This is a genomic window from Methylocapsa polymorpha, from assembly GCF_045689225.1.
GTDB lineage: Bacteria > Pseudomonadota > Alphaproteobacteria > Rhizobiales > Beijerinckiaceae > Methylocapsa > Methylocapsa polymorpha.
In genome coordinates this window covers 37761-57489 of the sequence record NZ_CP136863.1, presented here as the reverse complement: position 1 = coordinate 57489, position 19729 = coordinate 37761, and the positions used below count along the sequence as shown (strand labels likewise).

Annotated in this window: 21 protein-coding genes; 20 read left to right on the top strand and 1 reads right to left on the bottom strand. The window is 62.8% G+C overall.

The window, feature by feature from the left end:
- Positions 1-10 precede the first annotated feature (10 nt).
- From RZS28_RS18800 to RZS28_RS18735, 14 genes are all read left to right on the top strand, one after another.
- Positions 11-682: a hypothetical protein gene (locus RZS28_RS18800; protein ID WP_318655205.1), complete on the top strand. Its 672-nt coding sequence runs from the start codon at positions 11-13 to the stop codon at positions 680-682.
- The gene (locus tag RZS28_RS18795; protein WP_407341212.1) at positions 679-1326 is read left to right on the top strand and encodes a hypothetical protein; all 648 of its coding nucleotides are present in this window, start codon (positions 679-681) and stop codon (positions 1324-1326) included. Before RZS28_RS18800 ends, RZS28_RS18795 begins: the two co-directional genes overlap by 4 nt.
- Before the next feature lies 1 nt (position 1327).
- On the top strand, positions 1328-2227 hold the full coding sequence (locus RZS28_RS18790) for a hypothetical protein (RefSeq protein WP_318655203.1): 900 nt from the start codon (positions 1328-1330) through the stop codon (positions 2225-2227).
- Positions 2228-2229: 2 nt separating this feature from the next.
- The gene (locus RZS28_RS18785) at positions 2230-5289 is read left to right on the top strand and encodes an ATP-binding protein (RefSeq protein WP_318655202.1); all 3060 of its coding nucleotides are present in this window, start codon (positions 2230-2232) and stop codon (positions 5287-5289) included.
- Positions 5290-5354: 65 nt separating this feature from the next.
- Positions 5355-5591 carry a hypothetical protein gene (locus tag RZS28_RS18780; protein WP_318655201.1) on the top strand — a complete coding sequence of 79 codons (237 nt, stop codon included), beginning with the start codon at positions 5355-5357 and terminating at the stop codon, positions 5589-5591.
- A gap of 25 nt (positions 5592-5616) precedes the next feature.
- Entirely contained in the window at positions 5617-6090 is a 474-nt protein-coding gene (locus tag RZS28_RS18775; protein ID WP_318655200.1) for a DotD/TraH family lipoprotein, read from the top strand.
- Positions 6083-7042: a type IV secretion system DotC family protein gene (locus RZS28_RS18770; RefSeq protein ID WP_318655199.1), complete on the top strand. Its 960-nt coding sequence runs from the start codon at positions 6083-6085 to the stop codon at positions 7040-7042. Before RZS28_RS18775 ends, RZS28_RS18770 begins: the two co-directional genes overlap by 8 nt.
- Positions 7043-7070: 28 nt before the next feature.
- Positions 7071-7589 (top strand): hypothetical protein, encoded by a 519-nt coding sequence (locus RZS28_RS18765; protein ID WP_318655198.1) that lies wholly within the window; start codon positions 7071-7073, stop codon positions 7587-7589.
- 55 nt (positions 7590-7644) lie between these two features.
- Entirely contained in the window at positions 7645-8811 is a 1167-nt protein-coding gene (locus RZS28_RS18760; protein WP_318655197.1) for an ATPase, T2SS/T4P/T4SS family, read from the top strand.
- Positions 8812-8882: 71 nt separating this feature from the next.
- Positions 8883-9131, top strand: coding sequence for an IcmT/TraK family protein (icmT, locus tag RZS28_RS18755; RefSeq protein WP_318655196.1), 249 nt, complete (start codon positions 8883-8885; stop codon positions 9129-9131).
- Positions 9128-9562 (top strand): hypothetical protein, encoded by a 435-nt coding sequence (locus RZS28_RS18750; protein WP_318655195.1) that lies wholly within the window; start codon positions 9128-9130, stop codon positions 9560-9562. Before icmT ends, RZS28_RS18750 begins: the two co-directional genes overlap by 4 nt.
- Complete coding sequence (locus tag RZS28_RS18745) at positions 9562-10083, top strand: lytic transglycosylase domain-containing protein (RefSeq protein WP_318655194.1); 522 nt, start codon at positions 9562-9564, stop codon at positions 10081-10083. Before RZS28_RS18750 ends, RZS28_RS18745 begins: the two co-directional genes overlap by 1 nt.
- A complete protein-coding gene (locus RZS28_RS18740; protein WP_407341211.1) occupies positions 10083-11258 on the top strand; it encodes a hypothetical protein in 1176 nt (391 codons plus the stop codon). The genes RZS28_RS18745 and RZS28_RS18740 overlap by 1 nt, the downstream gene beginning before the upstream one ends.
- Complete coding sequence (locus tag RZS28_RS18735) at positions 11251-11793, top strand: hypothetical protein (RefSeq protein ID WP_318655193.1); 543 nt, start codon at positions 11251-11253, stop codon at positions 11791-11793. Before RZS28_RS18740 ends, RZS28_RS18735 begins: the two co-directional genes overlap by 8 nt.
- Positions 11794-11861: 68 nt before the next feature.
- Here RZS28_RS18735 and RZS28_RS18730 read toward each other — a convergent pair whose 3' ends face one another.
- A complete protein-coding gene (locus RZS28_RS18730; RefSeq protein ID WP_407341210.1) occupies positions 11862-12026 on the bottom strand; it encodes a hypothetical protein in 165 nt (54 codons plus the stop codon).
- A gap of 54 nt (positions 12027-12080) precedes the next feature.
- Here RZS28_RS18730 and RZS28_RS18725 point away from each other — a divergent pair, with 54 nt between their 5' ends.
- The 6 genes from RZS28_RS18725 (at position 12081) to RZS28_RS18700 (ending at position 19694) form a co-directional block, all read left to right on the top strand.
- Entirely contained in the window at positions 12081-12566 is a 486-nt protein-coding gene (locus RZS28_RS18725; protein ID WP_407341209.1) for a hypothetical protein, read from the top strand.
- 35 nt (positions 12567-12601) lie between these two features.
- Positions 12602-14947, top strand: a complete 2346-nt coding sequence (locus RZS28_RS18720) for a TraM recognition domain-containing protein (RefSeq protein ID WP_318655191.1) — start codon at positions 12602-12604, stop codon at positions 14945-14947.
- 78 nt (positions 14948-15025) lie between these two features.
- Positions 15026-15430, top strand: coding sequence for a DUF4345 domain-containing protein (locus RZS28_RS18715; RefSeq protein ID WP_318655190.1), 405 nt, complete (start codon positions 15026-15028; stop codon positions 15428-15430).
- 214 nt (positions 15431-15644) lie between these two features.
- Entirely contained in the window at positions 15645-16064 is a 420-nt protein-coding gene (locus tag RZS28_RS18710) for a DUF2726 domain-containing protein (RefSeq protein WP_407341208.1), read from the top strand.
- 493 nt (positions 16065-16557) lie between these two features.
- On the top strand, positions 16558-18285 hold the full coding sequence (locus RZS28_RS18705; RefSeq protein WP_318655187.1) for an AAA family ATPase: 1728 nt from the start codon (positions 16558-16560) through the stop codon (positions 18283-18285).
- Positions 18267-19694, top strand: coding sequence for a UvrD-helicase domain-containing protein (locus RZS28_RS18700; RefSeq protein ID WP_407341207.1), 1428 nt, complete (start codon positions 18267-18269; stop codon positions 19692-19694). Before RZS28_RS18705 ends, RZS28_RS18700 begins: the two co-directional genes overlap by 19 nt.
- Positions 19695-19729: the final 35 nt, after the last annotated feature.

The following is a 19729-nucleotide window of genomic DNA, read 5'->3' as shown; positions in this document are numbered from 1 at the left end:
GCGGTGGGTCATGCCTCTTCTGCCGCTTATCCTCTCAACGCATGCGTCGAGTTATTGCCTCGGCTCCGAGACGCATAAGTCTTTGGATAGCGGCAGTTCCGGCTCCTGCCAGTTTTGCGGCCTCGAAGCCGAGAACTGGCGGGAGCGCTTTCATTTAAACGGCGATCACGGCGACGAAAGACCAACAAATATTGCCGTCGCCTGCGTGCTTTGTCATCTCGCCCAACATCTCGAGCGCCTGACGATCGAGGAAGAGGCGCTTCTGATCTGGCTGCCCGAGATGACGCAAGGCGCGCTCAACGCCTGCATGCGCGGCGTGCATCAGACGCTGGCCGCGCATGGGGAGGCGCCCCACTTGAGCCGGGGACCAAAGTCGGACCATCGCTCGGTCCTGGCGGCCGCTTCCGCATATGGCGCCTTTCGCGCGCGCGCCGCCGCGGCCGTGGAGCGATTGGGGTCAACGTCTCCGGCAGTCCTGGGGGAAGCCTTGTTGCGGCTTTCGGCCGAGGACTATGGGCGACGAGACAAATTGTTGGCTGGCGTGCGCCTCTTGCCGCTCGGCCGCTTTTATCGAAACGGCGAAGATATCTATCCAGATTTGATCAAGCAGTTGAACGAGGCGCGCCAAACCGAGCCGGGCGAGACCGCCGGCGACGGCGTCAAACATGGGAAGCGGCGATGAGCTTACGGGCGGGAGTTTTGATGTTTGGTTGCTGCGTCTTGGCGCTTGCCGGCTGCGGGAGCAAGGAAGACGCGAGCGAAGCCAATTTCGGCGCCGCGATCTCCAGTTTTCTCACTGAGACCGGCGACCTCTGCCTCGGGTTCAACATCAGGCAATGGCCAATCGACGTCGCGCCGGGGAGCTTGCTCGCCTCAGGGCAATTGGAGGCGTTGGAGGCCGCAGGGCTCGTGTCTTCGGAGCCCGCCGCTGTGGATGAGAAGAACATATTTGGCAAGCCGACCGGCTTTCGGACCGCGGTCAAGCGCTATCAATTGTCCGACAAGGGAAAGACCTTCTATCGGGAGCTTTCGAGGTCAGGCCTGTTCGCCAATGCGGGCGAGATCAAGGGCGGCGATTTTTGCTACGGCAAGGAAGCCCTGGACAAGGTGGTGAAATGGGAGGGCCCGACGAAGCCGGGCGCGGATCAGCAAGTCCGCGTGACCTACAGCTACAAGATCAATGACCTGGCGGATTGGGCGAAAGCGCCGAGCATTGCCTCGGCCTTCCCGAGAGAGGCGCAAATTCTGGCCGGCGCCGGGAAGCAGAATTGGAAGGTCATTGTGAAGCTGACCAGCGCAGGCTGGGAAGTCGTGAGCGGACATTGACATGCTGGATGTCCTGGACGGAGCAGCTGACGTAGAGGGTAGGGGCCACACCGCGGTCCGCGCGATGAAACGCAAGCGGTTGTCCGACGGGGCGCCTTGGCAAAAATATGAACTGTTCCCGGCGCCGCCTTGGGCGACGCGAAGCTTTTTCGAACATGTGGCTCCGATCGTCGCCGGCAGACGGCTTGGTCCCCGGCTCGTGATCTCCGAACCGGCGGCGGGTCTCGGCCATATGAGCGATGTGATCGCCGAATATTGCGAAAATGTATTTGCGAGCGACATCTATCGCTATCCGGTCGCCCGCCCGGCGCTCCCGCCGAGGATCGAAATCGCCGATTTTCTGGTCGAGGACTGGCGGGGACCGGCGAGCGATTGGATCATGACCAATCCGCCGTTCGGCTCGTCCTCTTTGTTTCTCGATCGCGCCTTGCAGCGGGCGCGCCATGGCGTCGCGCTGTTTCAGCGCATGCAATGGCTGGAGGGCCAAAACCGCTATCGAGACGTCTACGTGCCGCGGCCGCCGTCGCTGATCGCGCCCTTCATCGAAAGGGTTCCGATTTGCGAAGGCGGGTGGGACCCGCGCTGCGCGACCGCGACCTGGTATGCTTGGTTCGTGTGGATGCGAGATGACGAGGGCCGCTGGCCGGCGCCTTTGCGGCCGGGGGCAGTTTTGCCGACCTTTCTGATCCCGCCGGGACGCAGGGATGCGCTGACGCGTTCTTCGGACGTCGTGCTCGCCGAACGTTGCGTGCCCGGCTTCATCCCGCCCTCCCAGCGCAAACTCAAGCGGCCGAAGCCGTTCGATTGGGCGGCCGCGCGTTGGCTGGGTCCGTCCCGGCGCCCGGCTTTCATCGAAGCGGCGGCGAGCCTATGTCTTCCAGAACTCTGCACGGAGGAATGACCATGCTGAAGAGCATCGCGCGCGGGTTGGCGGGCCTTTCATTGTCGCTGAAACAGCCGCTCCCAGGGTTCTGCGACATCGAGACGTCGCATGGCGACGCCTTGATCACGCGGCAAGGGGATTATTTGAGCTTTGTGCGGCTCGACGGGATGCGGCGGATGGCGATGCGCGCCGACGTCGATCGGGTCGCCGCGGCGATGCGGCTCGATCTGTCCGGCGCGCTCGAGGCCAAGGGCCATGCGATCGTCGGCTGGTATTTGTCGGACCCGGATCTCGCGGAAGTGGAGATCGAGCGGGTCAATATGGGCGCCTGCCGGCAGGTGGCGCACGAGATGAAGATCGACCTCGACGATATTCTGGACGAGCGCATGCGGCTCTGGCCGGGGATGATGCGCTGGGAGGCGGCCTATTTCATTCTCTGGACGCGGCGCGCCGTGCTGACCAAGGAAGAGGTGAAGCAGGCCAAGGAGGAGCAGGAGGCGGCGGCGAAAGCCTGTCCGCGGATCGGCGACGCGCAAAAGTTCTTCCTGCGCAGCGAGGTCATGGCGGCGCATCACTCGGGGTTCGTCTCTCGGGTGGTTTCGACCTTGAAAGGGCTCGAGGTCGGGGCCGTCGAATTGACCGCGCGCGACTCTCTCACCGTGGTCCGCGAGGCGATCTACCGGGAGACGGCAGGCTCAGCCTGGCGGGCGATCCTTCCAGGCGATCGCGTCATGCCCCGGCTGCCCGAGGAGGAGGAAGCGAACCCGAGCAAGGAAGGCCTGCTGTGGCCCTCGCTGCGCAGCCAGATCTTTCATGCGGACGCCATCACCCATGGCGGGCTGCGGGTCGAGATCGGCGAGAACGATTACGCCGGCGTCGATATGGCGATCGGGCCGGAGGATCCGCGACCCTTCATCGAGCTTTCCGGCTGGCTTGGGCAGGATCGCATTCCCTGGCGCGGGGCCGTCATCATCGAGGGCGGCGGGCGCGCCGGCATGATGTTCAAGGAGATTGGCGCGTCCTTCTTGGCGATGTTCCCGGCCAATCGGGATCTGCAGCGCGCCTTCGCGGGGCTCCGGACGGCGCGCGAGCAGGACAATCATATCAGCGTCAAGATGCGGGCGAGCTTCGCGACCTGGGCGCCGGCGGGAGAAACGCGCAAATTGCGCCGGCGCGCGTCGACCCTGTCGCAGCGGCTCGAAGGCTGGGGCAATTGCAAGGCGACCTCGGTGTCGGGCGATCCGCTCGAGGGCGCCATGAGCAGCGTGCCTGGCCTGTCCCTGGCCTCGACGGGTAACCCGTCGCTGGCTTTGCTCGGCGACGCCCTGGCGATGATGCCCTGGAGTCGGACGGCCTCGCCCTGGGAGCATGGCAGCGTCTTGTTCCGTCTGCCGCATGGGGCTCTGTGGCCCTATGATCCGTCAGGCGGATCGAAGCGGCCGATGGTGCTCGATATTTTCGTCGCGCCGCCGGGTTCTGGAAAATCGGTCTTGGCGAACACGATCAACCTCGGGCTTTGTCTCAGCACCGCCGTCCTCGGCGCGCAAGGCGCGAAGCTGCCGCTGATCGGCAAGGTGGATATCGGCTCCTCGGCGGAAGGGTTCGTCCGCCTCATGCAGGAGGCTCTTGGTCCCGCGCGGCGGCATGAGGCGATCTATACGACCATGCAGTTCGCGCTGGGCTATGAGTTCAATATTTTCGATCTGCAGGTCGGCTGCGAATATCCTTTGCCGCTCGAACGCGCGTTTTTGCAGAACTTCCTCGCGCTGATCACCCTGCCTGAGGACACGAGCACGCCCTATGAGGGCATGACGCAGATGATCGGCATCGTGATCGACGAGGCCTATCGGCTTTGCACCGACGTTCCGGGGGCCTCGCCCAAGCGCTATCGCCGCAATGTCGAGCCGGCGGTCGATGCGGCGATCGTCAAATATGGAATCGCATTGAATGAAGACGATCCGCATTGGCGCGACGTCGTCACCGCGCTGTGCCGGGTCGGCGAATACAGGCTCGCCGAGATCGCGCAGCGCCATGCGGTTCCGAAGCTGGAGGATTTGATCAATGCGAGCCGGTCCGAGCAAGTCAAGGACATGTTCGGCAATCTCAAGATCGCGTTGACGGCCGAGCAGGCGTCGGAACTGTTCGCCCGCTATATTTTCAGCGTGATCCGGAAGTTTCCGACCTTGAACGCGCCGACGAAGCTCGATTTCGGCTCGGCGCGGATCATCGTGCTCGATCTGGCCGAGGTCGCGCCGACGGGGTCAGCCTCCGCCAATCGGCAGACCGAGATGATGTATCTCCTGGGGCGGCATATTCTCGCCCGCAATTTCTTCCTGAAGCCGGATTATCTGCCTTACGTCCCGGAGCATGTGCGGGACTATCATCGCGCCAGGTTCCAGGAGACCTATGAGACCGTCAAGCGTCTCGACTATGACGAATGGCACCGCACCGAAGGGAGCCCGCAGGTCCGCGCGCAAGCCCAGCTCGACGTGCGCGAGGGGCGAAAGCACAATATCCAGCTTGGCTTTTCGAGCCAGCGCTTGCGCGACATGGGTGACGGCATCGTGAGCCAATCGACGGGCCGCTTCGTCCTGCGCGCCGGCGACGAGAAGGAAGCCGACGAGATCATCACCCGCTTTAACCTGTCGGAGGCGAGCGCTGCGGTCGTGCGCTTCGGGTTGCACGGGCCTGGGCCCGCCGGCGCGCCCTTCCTGGCGATCCTTGACGTCGACAACGCCAAATATGAACAGAAGCTCGTGAACACGCTCGGGCCGATCGAGCTTTGGGCGCTCTCGACGACGCCGGGCGACACCGCCCTGCGCAACCGGCTTTACGACAGGATCGGTTTCTCCGAGGCGCTTCGCCGCCTGTCGAAGATATTTCCGAGCGGCTCCGCCTTGAAAGAGATCGAGCGGCGCAAATCGGAAAGATTGCGCAGCGGCGAGATCGACGCGCGGGCGCAGGCCGGGGTGATCGACGAGCTCGCGGACGAATTGGTCGACGGTCGCGGCGTCGGCTTGAAGCTGCGGCCTTATGAAGGCGTCGACGATTTCGACCGCGCGCCGATCGCCGCGCAATAGGTGAGTTCATTCGCGCAAGCGCCCTGAATGATCCTCCTGATGAAGCGAAAACAGGAGAAACGGTCATGGCGAGTCTGCGCGTTCAACTTGGTCCGAATGTCGTCGTTCCATTCGGCGCGGCGATTGTCGGCGGCGCCGATGCGGCGCCTGGCGAATCGCCAGGGACGGGGGACGACTGCGCCAGACTGCGCCGGGAAGAGATCGCCGTTGCGTGGGATTATGGCGTCCGAATGAAATGGCGGCGGCATTCGCCGGTTTTCGCCAATCTGCGTTCGCGTTCGCGCGCGTCGCGCATAGCGTGATGTGAAGGAAGATCGGATCATCGCCATGCAAGCAAATATTTCCCTGATTTCATGCAGTCTGCTGATGCTGACGCCACTGGCGGGCTGCGCGACATATCCCGTCGCCACGACGGTCGACGTTCCGGGCATGCCGAACCCTGAGATCGCGATGCGCGAGAGCATCCATCGGGTGGATGCCGAAATGCGGGAGATCGGCCAATTGAAGCCTGGCTCGTCCCCGCGCGCTGCGCCGCCGGTCGTGCCGGGCGAACTCGACCGGGTGATCGCCTTCGAATGGAACGGCCCGCTCGACGGCGCGGTCGAAAAGCTCGCCAAAACGATCGGCTATGCGTCATCGAGCAATGCGGCGCTTGGGGCGCCTCCCGTGCCGATCTCGATCCATACGGGGCCTCAGCGGGTCTACGAAATTTTGGAGGCGATCGGAGAGGCGGCCGGCGCCCAGGCGACCGTCGAGGTCGATCCCCAACATCAGCGCGTCCAGGTGATCCATCATGTTTAGCGCAAGGGCCAAGGCGCTGGCGGGCGCGTCCGCACTCACTCTGCTCTTTGGATCGGTCTCCTTCGCCGGCGACGGGGTGGCGATTTTTCCCGTGCCTCCCGCGCCTTCGCCTCAGGCGGTGGATGAAGCGGCCTATGCGCTCGGGAACCCGTTGAACAAGCCGATCACCGGGGCGGCGCAGGTTCCAGGCGTGATTGGCGGCGAGAGGCCGCCGTCGATCGAGACCTTGCAGGCGGTGCGGGCCGGCGGCGTCGGGACCGATCTCGGCCTCGAGCCAGGGCGAGCGGAGATCCTGCATCAGGCGGGGCTTACCTTCGGCGCGCAGGGCGGGCTTTCGGCGCGATCCTTCGGGATCAATGAAATGCTTCGCCGCTACGAGGCTTTGCTCGACGACGCCTATGATTTTCGCTCGCTGGTTCTGCCGCTCGGCCACGGTCAGACCTTGATGCGCCCGCCGATCGTCACGGAGGCGCAGATGGCTTTCGCACTGGGCGAGAACGCCCAGGTCGCGCGAGAGACGGCCTGCATCTACCAGATCACCCGCGAGGCTCAGCTCGCCTCGGCGCCGCCGAACTGGCGCGCCTATCTCGTGCGCAATTGGGGTTGGCCGCAACGTCCGAGCGACGCGGTCCTGCCGCGGACGGAACAGGAGGCGGCCTATTGGGACAAGTTCGTCGCCGAGGGATGGGCGCAGGGCGAAAAGCAGGCGGTCGAGATCTTCCTTTCGGATCTTGGCCGCCTGCAGCGGGAGATCGTCGGAATGGCGCGCTATCGCGTGCTGTTGCGTGCAGGGCTCGTGGAGCATCCCAAGGTCGTGTTTCAAAACAGCGTCGTGAATGGCGGCGGCGGCGAATTGCGCGCTGGCGACCGGATCGTCCGGATTACCGAGCAACGCGGCCTTCAGGCCGATCGCCGTTCATGGCCGAAGGGCGCGCGGGATTGTCCGAAGTGAGCGCACAGATCTGAGAAAGCCGAGACCAATGAGCGACCCTAGAGACGGCAATTGCGGCGCCCCAGGTTCAAGTCAGAGCGTTATCTGGGAAGGCGAAGGAGAGAATTGGGTCGCCGAGCCGGGCAAGCGCGCGCCTGGGCTGGATGCGCTTTTGTGGTGGGCCACTCAGATCGGCGCGTCGCGCATTGCATTTCAATCCGCGCATCCGGTCAGGATCAGGGTTCACGGCCGCAATTCCAGGGCGACGCGGAAGTCGCTGAGCGAAGCCGAGATCGGGCGGATCGTCAACCATCTCTATGGCGGCGACGGAGCCGCCTGGCTGCAAGGCGGCGGCGATTTCGACGTGATCTATGAGATCGGCGTGGGCGCGACGCGGCGTATCGTTTTTTGGGCTAATGCGACCTCGATCTGCGTGGACCGGAGCGCGAGGGCAAAGATCGTGCTCCGGCCGATTCACGACATGCGGCAATCGCTCGAACATGTATCCAGCCCGGCCTCGAGCGGAACTGACCGATTTAGCGCGAGTCGTGGCGATGAGGCCGCGTAGGCGCGGCGGATGGCGGAGCGCGTCCACTACACAAGCGCTCTGAAAGGGAACCGTGATGCTTGAGTGTGTTGAGGGCGGCGCAGGTCCCGCTTCGTTGGGCGGCGATGCCTGGGACGGCGAGGGCGAGCGGTGGGTAGCCGAGCCGCGCAAATATGCGCCAGGTTTGGACTCGCTTCTGTCCTGGGCCTATCGGATCGGCGCGTCGCGCATAGCGTTTCAAACCGCGCATCCGGTATGGATCAGGGTTCACGGCCGCAATTACGTCGCGACGCGTGACTCGCTGGACGAGGCTGAGATCGCGCTGATCGTCAACCATCTCTATGGCGCGGATGGGATGGCGCGGCTGCAGGGCGGCGGCGACTTTGACGTCACCTACGAGATCGCGGTGAGACGGACCGAGCGTTTGCGGTTTCGGTTGAACGCCACGCCGACGCGCACCAGCCGGCGCGAGGGCGCGAATATTGTGCTTCGGCCGATCCCCGGCATGCCGCCGTCACTCGAGGCCCAGCTCGTCGAGGTGGGGATCTTGGACGCCTTCCGGCCGCGCGAAGGCATGGTCATCGTCTCCGGCGCGACGGGCTCGGGCAAATCGACCCTGATCGCTGGGATGACCGTCGCCAAGCTTCAATCGAATTGGAGTTACAATATTGTCGAGGGCGCCGCCCCGATCGAATTCCTGCTCGATCGGGTGAGGAGCGGGGCGTCAACGATCAACCAAACCGAGATCCCGCGCGACCTGCCGTCGTTCGAGGCGTTTATTCGCGGCTGCATGCGGCGCGAGCCGACCGACATTATCGTCGGCGAATGTCGCGACAGCGTGACCATGGCGGCGGCCATTCAGGCGGCGATTTCGGGCCATGCGTTGACCACGACGATCCACGCCAATGACGTGCCGCTGACGATGCAACGCATCGCGAGTCTCTGTCCGCCGGACGAGCGGGACAATCTGATCAGCGCGGTCGCGCAGTCCTTGCGGCTTGTCATCAATCAGCGCTTGACCAGCTCGTCGGACGGCAAGCGCGTCCCGTTGAGGGAATATCTCGCTTTCGACAGAAGCCTCCGGACGCAATTTTTGGAGACCGACCCAAGCCAATGGCCGAGCCTGACGCGGAAAGCCGTCGAAGAACAGGGGCAGTCCTACAAGGTCGCGATCGAGAACGCCCTAAGGGCGGGACGGATCACGAAGGAGACGGCGGCCTACGAGCTCCGGGAGATCGGATGAGGCTCTTTTGAAGGAGGCGGTTCGCGCATGCGAGGCCTATCGGTGGAGCGCCAATTAGGGGATAGAGCAACATGTGGCGGAATACGGCGATGCCGGTGAAGATATTGATTCTCGACGCGAGGGCCTGCTTCCCGGCGCTTACTTTTGTTGTCTATTGGAGCTGGGCGACCTTCTACATTGCGCTCGGCGGGGTCGCATTTTTTCTGGTCACGAGTTGGTTCGGGCTGACGGTTCCGTCGATGTTGCGGTTGATCCGTCGTTGGCTCGTGGGGCCGGTCAGGCCGGCTGTGCCCACCTGGAAACGAAGGAGGCTCGCATGAGCGAGGGCATCGAAGTCGCGAAAGTTGGGCGCGCCATGGAAATTTTGCTGAGGGGAGTGGGTCAGCCCATCCTGTTCGAGGATCACGCGCGAGGCGCGGTGTTTGTGACGCCAGCGGACAGCGCGGCGGCTGCGGACGGGCTGTTGCCTGTGTTTCTCGTCGCGGCGGAAGCGGTCTGGCGCGAAGCGGTCGGAGACGGCTTTGGGCTCGAGATCGCGCGCGATCCTGAAGCGCTGTTCGATTATCGCGTCACGAAAATCGGCGCGGCGCGCATTACCGACGTGCTGCTTGCGTTGATGGAGGCTGCGGCGCAAGCGCTGCGGCCGGACGGCATCGTCGTCAATGAGCTTGCCTATGTTTGGGAGGATGCTCTCGAGCGCGCCGAGGCTCGGGAGAAGGCGAAGGCCCTCGACCTGCAAGGGCGGGCGTGATGCGGCGGTTCGGGCTCGCGCTTCTAGCCGCGGCGGCGATCGGCGCAGCTCCGGCGCGCGCCGCCGGCGATCTCGGGACGGAGGCGTCGATCGAGGCCTGCATCTTCGCCGCGGCCGAGGCGCATGACCTGCCGCCAGCGGTCATTTTAATCCTGCTCGAGGTCGAGAACGGCAAGCTCGGCGAGGTCAGCGGGAACAAGAATGAGACGGTCGATATTGGGCCGATGCAGGTCAATGAAACCTGGCTGCCGAAGCTCGCCGCGCATTGGCGCGCCTCGACGGCGCAAACCTATCTGGCGCTGCGGGACCAGTTTTGCGCCAATGTCGAAGCCGGCGCCTGGATCCTGCGCCAGGCGCTCGACGAGGCCAACGGAGATTTTTGGGAAGGCGTCGGACTTTATCACTCCCATACCGAAGTCCATAAGACGGATTATCTCCGCAAGGTGCTTCGCCAGGCGCTGAGACTCGAGAAAGAGGCGTCGGCCAAAGCGAGCGCCTTGCCCGGCGGGGAGGCGCGGTGATGCGCGCGCCAAACCGGCCTCAGACGTCTTCGAGCGGCGACGCGACGATTCTATCCTTGATCGTGGTCGTCGGCGGCCTCGGCGTCGGCGGCTGGCTGGCCTGGTATTTCCAACATGGCGATATCAGCCGGGTCGTCATCCAGGGCCTCCATTGGCAATTGCGGTTCATTCACCAATTCACAAGCCGGTTTGAAATCGCGGACGCGCAGATGCTGGCGGCCAATCCCGAAAAGGTGAAGACCATGCAGCTCGTGCATCTGCTGCGCGAGATCGGCGGGTTCTTTCTTTATCCGGCCATGGCGGCGGTATTGATCCTGGCGGCGGTCTGCTTCCGTGGGGCGGCGGCGGCCCGCTATTGCCGCAATCTCGATCTCGAAGGCCTGATGCGCGAGCAGGCGCGGGTGTTTCGATACACCTCCGCGTTCGTCGGCCGCCGTTTGCGGCTTAGCGATATCGGCGAGAACGAGCCTCGACCAGCAGACCCCGCGCTGACCGCGCGCGAATGGATCAAGGCATGGGCGACAGCCAGGGATGGGTCGTTCGCGGAGAGAATTGCGCGGAGCGAGCTCGCTGCACAGCTTGGCGCTGCATGGCGTGGTCCGGGATATGCTCAGCCTCATGTCCGCTGCTTGCTGGCTGCGTTCGCGCTTCTTGGCGCGGGCCGCCGGGACGAAGCGCTGGCCTTCTTGGGCGATCTCTCGGACGCCTTGCCGAAAGGAGAACGCGAAATCGGGGAAGGACCGCGCGGCGCGCTTGTTTTCCCGGCAAGCGTCGCCGCCGCCGGGGATCGTTGGCTTTCCGATAGCGATATGACGGCGACTGTCCTCGAAACGATGGGGCGGCATTTTTTCACGACGCCGGGCCTGATGAGCGCATTGGTCGAGGCCCGGTGTGCGGGCGGTGTGCTTGCGCCGGCGCAATTCGCGTTTTTGAAGCTGGTCGATCGCAGGCTCTGGTACGCATTGCATTCACTCGGATTTCGCGCCGAAGGCCCAAATCCGACGCCGCATCCAAATCCTCGGGTCGAGGCAATTGGCGCGCGGGATCATTGGGCGGCTGAGTGCATGACCGGGCGACCCCTGTCGAAGCCATCAATTGATCGCGCCTTAAAGGCTGTTCGCAATGTCGCCACGGGGAGGCCCGCAGCAAAAGGGACGGTCGATAAGCGTGCTTGATCTCGCGACGTTCCAGACGATCTGCAATCGCCTCGCAGCTTTGGGCTTTCTCCAAGACGATGTCGCCTGGTCCGAAGCGAGCAAGCCTCCGACAAACGCGGACGACTTCGCTCTGGAAGCGATTTTCGTGATCTGCAACAGCGGCATGAAAAACACTGTCGCACGGAGAATCTTTGAGAAAGTCCGAGACGCCTTGTGCCAAGGGCGCGCGGCTGGATCCGTCTTTGGTCACGTCGGCAAGAGCGCGGCGATGGATCGGATCTGGCGCGACCGCGAGATGCTGCTGACCGAATTTCTTGCGGCGGAGGATAAATTGGCGTGGTGCGCGTCGCTGCCTTGGATCGGCGAGATCACGAAATACCATCTTGCGAAGAACTTCGGCGCCGACGTCGCTAAGCCGGACGTGCATTTGCAAAGACTGGCGGACGCGCATGGCGTCACGCCTCACGAACTTTGCGCCGACCTCGCGGTCAAGACCGGATACCGGATCCCCACGATAGATTTATTGCTCTGGGGGCCTGCGCGAATGGCGTGATTAACTCGCGCTCCGCGGAGTTGGCGCAGTCGCCCGGAGACCTTCAACAGCCAGCGACTCAGGGCGAGTTATTTTGAGAGTGGAACGAGGTCACGCCCGGTCGAAACGGCCGTCCCGGTTTTCAACTCGGCACTGTTCAGGAAAGAAGAACCGAAGATGGACCAAGGTGAAAGCCTGGCGAGGCGGGCGCGGGTGAGATGGACGGCGCGGAAATCCTGATCTTCGTATTTCATTCGCGCATGTCCAGCCCATTCTGCTTTGCAATTCGGACGCAAGGAGAATTCAGCGTGAGCGAGGACGGCTTTGAGGGAGCTCAGGCTCCAAAAGCGATCATAGAGGCGCCGCATATCCATATCGACGTGCATGTTCATCTCGATGGACGGGCGCTCTTGGCGCAGGGCGGCGATTCGTTTGCGCCGCCGACGGCGCGGCGCGATCGCGGGCAAGTTACTGGAACTGCGATTGTCGAGGAATCCGTGACCCGCAAGACGCCGTGGGGACGCGGGGTGCTTGCGGCGGCGGGCGTCGCGATCGGAGTCTGGCTCGCAGGGTCGGTGGGGTATCGGGTCGGAAGCGGCGCGGCGACGCCGCCGTCGGTCGCGTCCGCCAAACCCGAAACGTCGGGTCGAGGGGCCGAGGCTTCGGCAAATCAAACCGGATCGGAAATGCCAGCGGCGCTGGCCCGAGAGCTGGAGCAGAAGCCTCAGGTGACGCCGCCGCCGGGCGCTGGAGGCCCTGTGCAAGGCCCCGCCGCCTTCGGCCTCGGCGAGTGACCGTCGAGCGCTGAACCTCTTCCCCGGAGGCCCCTATGGTTCCTCGTGAGATTATCGGCCCGCAAGACAGGTTCGAGCGCACCGGCGCGCAAAGCCTGCGCGACATAAGACCGATCACGACGAAGCTTTGGGAAGGGCTGATGAGCGAGGCCTCCGGGCTGATCCTCGGCGGCGCCGCGATCCTGATGTTTCTCGAGCCGGCGACGGTCGATCTGATCGTTCTGTTCTCATTTGCTTATGCGGGTTTGGTTCTCACCCAACGAGTTTCCTTGCCCCTGCGCCTACCGCAGAGCGCGGGGGTGAAGGATTGGAACCATCCAAGCCCGGAGACACGGCGGCCGCGCATGGCGGCGGGGACGATTTATCTTGGCCGGGATCTGAAAGGTAAGGAGCTTTGGATCTCGTCCGAAGACGGCCGCCAGCATGCGACCATCCCAGGAACGACCGGCGCCGGCAAGACGACGGCGATCCTGAGCTTCCTCGCCAATGCGCTGACCCATGGGAGCGGCTTTGTCCTGGTCGACGGCAAGGCGGACAAAAAGCTCTATGGCGAGGTTCTCGCGCTCGCGCGCCGGTTCGGCCGCGACGATGACGTTCTGCACCTGAACCTTCTGGTCGCTGGCGGCTCCAAGGATAGCCATACGTTCAATCCATTCGCAGTGGGAAACGCCGATGCGATCCGAGAGATGGTGGTGAGCCAATTGGGGGAGCAATCCTCCAATGATTCGAATGGCGTGTTCCGAAGCCGGGCGGTCGCCCTGATCGGCGCGGTCGTGCCGGTGCTGGTTTGGATCCGGGATCACGAGGGCATCCCGATCGACATAGAAAAGATCCGAGACGCTCTCGAACTGCGCGTCATCTGGAAGCTTGCGGTCAAAGGTCTTTTTGAATTGCGCGATTCGACGAGCGGCAAGATCACGGACGTCAAAGTCGATATTCCTGCGGACGTGGCCTATCCGCTTCAGGCCTATCTTGGGGAAATCCCAGGCTATGACACGACGCTCGACTACAACAAGCAGAAGTCAGAAAAACCCTCTGAGCAGCATGGCTACGCGCGGTTCTATTTTACCGCGATGTTCACGCAGCTGGCGGTTTCGCTCGGGCATATTTTCAAAGTGGGGCAGGGCGACATCGACATAACCGACGTCGTGCTCAATCGGCGAATCATGGTCGTGTCGCTCCCGGCCCTGGAGAACTCTTCAGACAGCTTGGCCGGGCTCGGCAAGATCGTGGTGGCCTCATTGCGCGGGATGATGGCGCAGATGCTGCACGCGCCGGCCGACATGCTGGGGCCGGCGGCGCCGTTTCATGTCGTTCTGGACGAGCTCGCCTATTACGCCACGAGCGACCTTGACCGGATGCTGGCGCAGGGGCGCAGCCTGAACATCATGTTCTGGCTCGCCTTTCAGGAAGTGTCGGGGATCTGGGCCCGGCTTGGCGAGAAGACGCAGACCCTTCTCGGCAACGCCAATCTGACCGTGGCGATGCGGCAGCAGGAGGCGAGCCGGACGCGGGAATGGATCGAGAAGACGGCAGGCCAAACATTCGTGACCCAGGCGATCAGCTATCATGGCGGCGGCGGGAACGAATATACCGAGGCGCGGCAGGCCGATGTGCGGCAGGTGGCGCGGGTGGATTGGAACGATTTGCAGCGCCTGATCGAGGGTGAGGCGATCATTCTCTCCGGCGGCCGCCGCATTTACGCGAAGCTCTTTCATGCCGTGATCGACGCGTCGGGGCCAAAACGGTTCACCCCGCCGATTGCCCTGGCGGCACCTGATCCAAAGACAATCGCCGTCGAATACGAGAGGATAGACGCTCTGGCCCATACGATCGGGCGCGGCATGGTGGCGCCCGGAGTGCCCGAGCCAATGTCGGAGACTTTGCAGGCCATGCTGGACGGGTTCGTCGGCGCCGCAGCGACGGGCGGCAATGCGGAGGCCTGCGTCGCGGCGGCGATAGATGCCGCTGGAAGGGTCCCGCTGCTCGCATCGGAAGACATTGGGGACGGCGTGACGAAAACGCCATTCGCGCCGATGCTGGAGAGGGCTGTCGGCGAAAGCCGGGGGCCGGCGCGGTCGACAGGCGTTCCAGCTGACCCGATCAACGCGAATCAATATTCGGCATTTGTCGCGTTCGAGAAGGCGAGCGGGGTCTCGCCGCAATCCGCTCGGACGAACGCTCTCGAGCTTCTGGCCGGCAAGGACGGAGCCTTGAGGGAAGTCGCTGCGTTCAAACACGCTTCGGCGCCGGCGGAGGAATTGATCAGCTCGATCGAGAGCCTGGCTCGACTCGTTAAACCGGAGGTTGCTTCGGAAGCGGCAAAGGGAGGCATTGAGGCCAAAAGACCAGCGGCCGCCGACGGAGGGATGCGCCCCTGATCTTCAGGCAAAGGCGATGGAGCATTGCGAGCGTTATGGCGGGCTCGGAAAGGGGATGAGCGTGGGAGGGACCAACCGATGACCAAGCGTTTGCTTCAGGGGGCGACTCTCGTCCTTGGCCTCGTGCCGACATTGACTGGACTCGTTGGCTTGATGGGCCTCGACGATCCGCTTTATGCCGCTGCCAATCTGCCGCGCGATGCGACGCTCGACAGCAATTTGCGCTTCTATGGCGGGGTTTGGCTCGGTCTGGGTCTCGCGGTTTTATGGGTCGTCCCGCGCATCGAACGCGAGACTGCGTTGTTTCGGGCCGTGTGGCTGATGATTTTCATCGGCGGCTTGGGGCGGCTTATGTCGCTCGTTCTCGTTGGCCCGCCGTTGCTTCCTTTTATCGGGTTCACCGCGCTCGAAGTGATTGGCGCGCCATTCTTCATCTGGTGGCAAAGCAAAGTCGCGCGCGCTGCGCTTCGCGACGTGGCGTGAGCATTAGGGCGGGGGAATGGAGAAGAACGCCGATATGATGACGAATGTCTGGACGCACGATGTACTTCATCCGCCGCACACACCAATAGTCGTGGCGGGCATGAGTTTTTGGCCATTTGCCTTCATCATTGCGGTCCTCGTACTTTTATTGCTTCTTCGGGGCGGAAACCTATTTCTGATCACGTCCAGAGCGCCTTACCAGCGAGGCCGCTTTTTGACCGCCAACGAGAAATGCTTTTTGCGGGCGCTCGACGGCGCGCTCGGCGAAGGCTATCGCGTCTTCGCGCAAGTAAGACTCGCTGATCTCGTCGAAGTTCAGGAGAAGTTCAGCGACGCAAGACGGTGGGCGGCCCTCAAAAAGGTTTTTGGCAAGAGCGTCGACTTCGTCATCGTCGACCGGTTCACATTTGAGCCTGTCGCCGCCATCGAAGTCGATGACCGGACCCATCTTCTTTCCGGGCGTCGTGAACGCGATGTCTTCGTCAATTCTGTCTTCGAGGAGATCGGCCTGCCGCTTCTGCGGGTGACGGCGAAACGGGATTATTCGGTTCCTGTGATCCGCAAGATGCTGGCGACGGCGGGCGTCGAAAGCGGCATGGCGGAAGTTGCTGTTGCACAAAGGGGAAGATCTTGAAAATGGCGCTTTTCGGAATGCTGATTGCGATTGTGCTTGTGGTTTGCCTTGCAGGTGAGGGGCCAGGATTGATGAGGTCACTTCTTCATGGGTTTGGGTGGGGGATAGGCCGCGAGATCTCTCACGGTTTGGTCCATCACCTCATTCGCTGAGGAATTGGGCGCGGCGCGATGGGTGGCGGCGCAATTCGGGTAGAATATTTGAGAGGAATCTGTCATTTGACCTTAGCTGACTTCAAGGTGTCAGATGGGTGGGTTTGCGACGGTCCGCTTCCGAGCTGGCAATTTGGAAGGCGGCCAATCTGTCTATGGCGTGGCCTGGCCGAAAGGAGAATGGCAGGAGTCGGGCGGAGAGCGTGCAAAGCTGCCGTTCATCCACCTTGCCGATGGTGGGCGACTCTCGACCTACGATCGATATCGATATTCATCTTCCGCGTTGCGATACAGCAGCATTCCTTTCATAGTGCCGACGTTAACATTGCTGGTGGCCAGACGTGACGCGGATTCGCAAAGTCGAAATCACAAACTTCCGCTGCATCAGGTCCTTTACATGGCGGCCGTCGCCCGGGCTTAACTGCCTGATCGGCCCCGGGGACAGCGGAAAGTCCACGGTGCTGGACGCGATCGACTTGTGCCTTGGGGCGCGGCGCACGGTCCAGTTCAACGATGCCGATTTCTACAACCTTGATGTCGCTAGCCCGATCACAATCGTGCTGACGATCGGCGAGCTTGACGCATCGCTCAAAAGCCTCGACGCTTATGGGCTGTTCCTCCGCGGCCTCAATGCGGAGACCGGCGTGGTGGAGGACGAGCCCGAGAAGGAGTTGGAAACCGTCCTTAGTCTCGGCCTCACGGTCGCCAACGACCTTGAGCCCGTATGGGCGCTTATATCTGATCGCGGAACGGCCGATGGGACGAGTAGAAGCCTCGCATGGTCCGACCGGGTTCGGCTCGCGCCCACCGCCATTGGCACCATAGCAGATCAGAATCTGGGCTGGCGGCGCGGGTCGGTTCTTAATCGCCTGACGGATGAGAAGGCTGACGCTTCGGCTGCCCTTGTCGCAGCGGCGAGGCATGCTCGCACGACGTTCGGGGATGACGCCGAGCCCGAACTGGCTAGCACGTTGAGCATCGTCAGGACCGCCGCAAACGAGCTGGGGATCAACGTCGGCGGCAAGGTCCGGGCGCTCCTCGACGCCCACTCGGTCACGTTCAGCGGGGGCAGCATATCCCTCCACAATGAGGCTGGCGTGCCGCTTCACGGCCTTGGCACAGGCTCAAGCCGCTTGCTGATTGCCGGCTTGCAGCGGAAGGCAGCTCAGCAGACGTCAATCCTGCTGGTCGACGAACTGGAACATGGGCTGGAGCCGCACCGGATCATCCGCTTTTTGGGGTCGCTCGGGGCGAAAGAATCACCCCCGCCTTTACAGGCTTTCATGACGACCCATTCGCCGGTCGCCATCCGCGAGCTGACGGGGAACCATCTACACGTGTTGCGGAGCGACGGCACAAAACACACGGCCCAGCTGGTCGGTGAAAAAGACAGCCTGCAGGGGGCCATAAGGGCCTTCCCTGACGCTTTCCTCGCGACATCGGTATTGGTCTGCGAAGGCGCCAGCGAGGTCGGCTTGATGAGAGGGTTAGACCAGCATCGGGCAGCCACTGGAAAGACATCTCTCTTCGCCTCTGGGACAGCACTGGTAGATTGCGGTGGCGGCAGCGCGGACAGGCCGTTCGAGCGGGGCGACGCGTTCATTGATCTCGGCTACAAGGTCGCGATACTGCGCGATGACGACGTGAAGCCTACTCCGCCCAAGACAGGTTGGTTCGACATCTCCGGCGGAACGGTCTTCTCCTGGCGAGACGGACGCGCGCTCGAGGATGAGCTTTTCGCCAGCCTGTCCGATTCCGCAATCGGTAAGCTGCTCGACCTTGCCATCGAGTTGCTGGACCGGGAACTGGTGGATCAACATATCAAGACGGCCTCAGGCGGGGCTATTGATCTGGATGCGGTGGAAACCGAAAATCTGTGGGACGCGCTTTCTGCAACGACGAAGGCAGTATTGGGTAAGGCAGCCCGGTTCAAGGCCAACCCATGGTTCAAGTCCGTCAGCCGAATGGAGCGGGTTGCCCGCGAGATCGTGGCAGATGACCTTGACGACGCAGACCCTGACTTTCGGCGCATCATTGAGGCCGTCTTCGCTTGGGCGACCTCGCCGTGATCGACCTACTGGCAATCGAACGCGGGGCCGTTACCGCTCCGGCAGGATGCGGCAAGACGCACCTGATCGCTCAATCGCTGATCCGCCACGTCGATCCCAAGCCGATCCTCATCCTCACGCACACTAACGCCGGCGTCGCGGCCCTCCGGGGGCGGCTCGATAAGGCGGGTGTCGCGGGCAAAGCGTATCGACTGTCCACCATCGACGGCTGGTCAATGCGTCTCATTGGCCTCTTCCCTCACCGCAGCGACATTGATCCCGACATCCTTAAATTGGAAAACCCCAGTCGCGACTACCCGGCAATCAGGCAGGGTGCGTGGCGACTACTCGAAGGCGGCCACATCCAAGACGTTCTGTCGGCGAACTTCTCCCGGCTGATCATCGACGAGTATCAGGATTGTTCGGACGCTCAGCACGCCATCGTCTGCTATGCTGCCACGGCCCTGCCGACCTGTGTGCTAGGCGATCCGTTACAAGCCATCTTTGGTTTTGGCGGTAGCGAGCTGGCAGACTGGCATGGCGACGTGTGCAAATATTTCCCGGTTGCCGGAGAGTTAGACATCCCTTGGCGCTGGAAAAACGCGAAGACCGAGAGCTTCGGCGTTTGGCTGCTCGACGTGCGACGGAAACTGGTTAGGGGGGAAGCGATCGACCTGAGCGCCCGGCCACCTGAGGTCAAATGGGTGCAGCTAGACGGCACGGCAAACGACCGGCTTCGCCAGATCGCTGCCGGTAGCATCCGGACGCCAGATCGGGACGGGACGGTGCTGATCATTGGCGATAGCAGGCGACCCCAGACGCATCGGGAGCTCGCCAGCCAAATCCCGGGCGCCGTGACGGTAGAGGCAGTAGATCTTCGCGACTTGGTTGAGTTCGCCAGGACACTCGATTTCGGCCGACCAGACGCGCTGCATAGGGTTGTCACTTTCGCAGGGTCTGTAATGGTGAACGTTGGTGCGCCCAACCTCCTTAACCGCGTCTCCGTGCTTCGGCGCGGGACGGCACGGAAGGAGCCGACCGAAACTGAGCAGGCAGCGCTCCACTTTCTCGCTAAGCCTTCGCCCGACTCGGCGGTCGGCCTGCTAAGTGCGATCGGAAAAGAAGGCGGTGTCCGTCAGCACCGGCCAGCCGTCCTCCGGGCTTGCCTGCGGGCCTTGAATGCCTGCGATGGAGCGGAAGGAAACAGCTTCTATGAATCCGCCATTCGGGCACGTGAACAGAGCCGCCTGCTTGGGCGCCCGCTGGACAGAAGAGTTGTCAGCAGCACGCTTCTTCTCAAGGGTTTGGAGGCTGACGTCGCGGTCATCCTGGACGCCGATGATCTCGATGCCCGCAATCTCTACGTAGCGATGACAAGGGGAGCCAAGCGGCTGATAGTCTGTTCACGCTCGCCGACACTGAATGGCTGACCTAGGGTCCGGACCCATAAATTGGTTGGCATGAG

What these genes read in the sequence shown, in the direction of transcription:
- RZS28_RS18720 (WP_318655191.1), top strand. Translation starts at nt 12,602, where the DNA reads ATGGTTCCTCGTGAGATTATCGGCCCGCAAGACAGGTTCGAGCGCACC.
- RZS28_RS18715 (WP_318655190.1), top strand. Translation starts at nt 15,026, where the DNA reads ATGACCAAGCGTTTGCTTCAGGGGGCGACTCTCGTCCTTGGCCTCGTG.
- icmT (WP_318655196.1), top strand. Translation starts at nt 8,883, where the DNA reads ATGTGGCGGAATACGGCGATGCCGGTGAAGATATTGATTCTCGACGCG.
- RZS28_RS18790 (WP_318655203.1), top strand. Translation starts at nt 1,328, where the DNA reads ATGCTGGATGTCCTGGACGGAGCAGCTGACGTAGAGGGTAGGGGCCAC.
- RZS28_RS18780 (WP_318655201.1), top strand. Translation starts at nt 5,355, where the DNA reads ATGGCGAGTCTGCGCGTTCAACTTGGTCCGAATGTCGTCGTTCCATTC.
- RZS28_RS18800 (WP_318655205.1), top strand. Translation starts at nt 11, where the DNA reads ATGCCTCTTCTGCCGCTTATCCTCTCAACGCATGCGTCGAGTTATTGC.
- RZS28_RS18730 (WP_407341210.1), bottom strand. Translation starts at nt 12,026, where the DNA reads ATGAAATACGAAGATCAGGATTTCCGCGCCGTCCATCTCACCCGCGCC.
- RZS28_RS18765 (WP_318655198.1), top strand. Translation starts at nt 7,071, where the DNA reads ATGAGCGACCCTAGAGACGGCAATTGCGGCGCCCCAGGTTCAAGTCAG.
- RZS28_RS18785 (WP_318655202.1), top strand. Translation starts at nt 2,230, where the DNA reads ATGCTGAAGAGCATCGCGCGCGGGTTGGCGGGCCTTTCATTGTCGCTG.
- RZS28_RS18750 (WP_318655195.1), top strand. Translation starts at nt 9,128, where the DNA reads ATGAGCGAGGGCATCGAAGTCGCGAAAGTTGGGCGCGCCATGGAAATT.
- RZS28_RS18745 (WP_318655194.1), top strand. Translation starts at nt 9,562, where the DNA reads ATGCGGCGGTTCGGGCTCGCGCTTCTAGCCGCGGCGGCGATCGGCGCA.
- RZS28_RS18740 (WP_407341211.1), top strand. Translation starts at nt 10,083, where the DNA reads ATGCGCGCGCCAAACCGGCCTCAGACGTCTTCGAGCGGCGACGCGACG.
- RZS28_RS18760 (WP_318655197.1), top strand. Translation starts at nt 7,645, where the DNA reads ATGCTTGAGTGTGTTGAGGGCGGCGCAGGTCCCGCTTCGTTGGGCGGC.
- RZS28_RS18775 (WP_318655200.1), top strand. Translation starts at nt 5,617, where the DNA reads ATGCAAGCAAATATTTCCCTGATTTCATGCAGTCTGCTGATGCTGACG.
- RZS28_RS18795 (WP_407341212.1), top strand. Translation starts at nt 679, where the DNA reads ATGAGCTTACGGGCGGGAGTTTTGATGTTTGGTTGCTGCGTCTTGGCG.
- RZS28_RS18770 (WP_318655199.1), top strand. Translation starts at nt 6,083, where the DNA reads ATGTTTAGCGCAAGGGCCAAGGCGCTGGCGGGCGCGTCCGCACTCACT.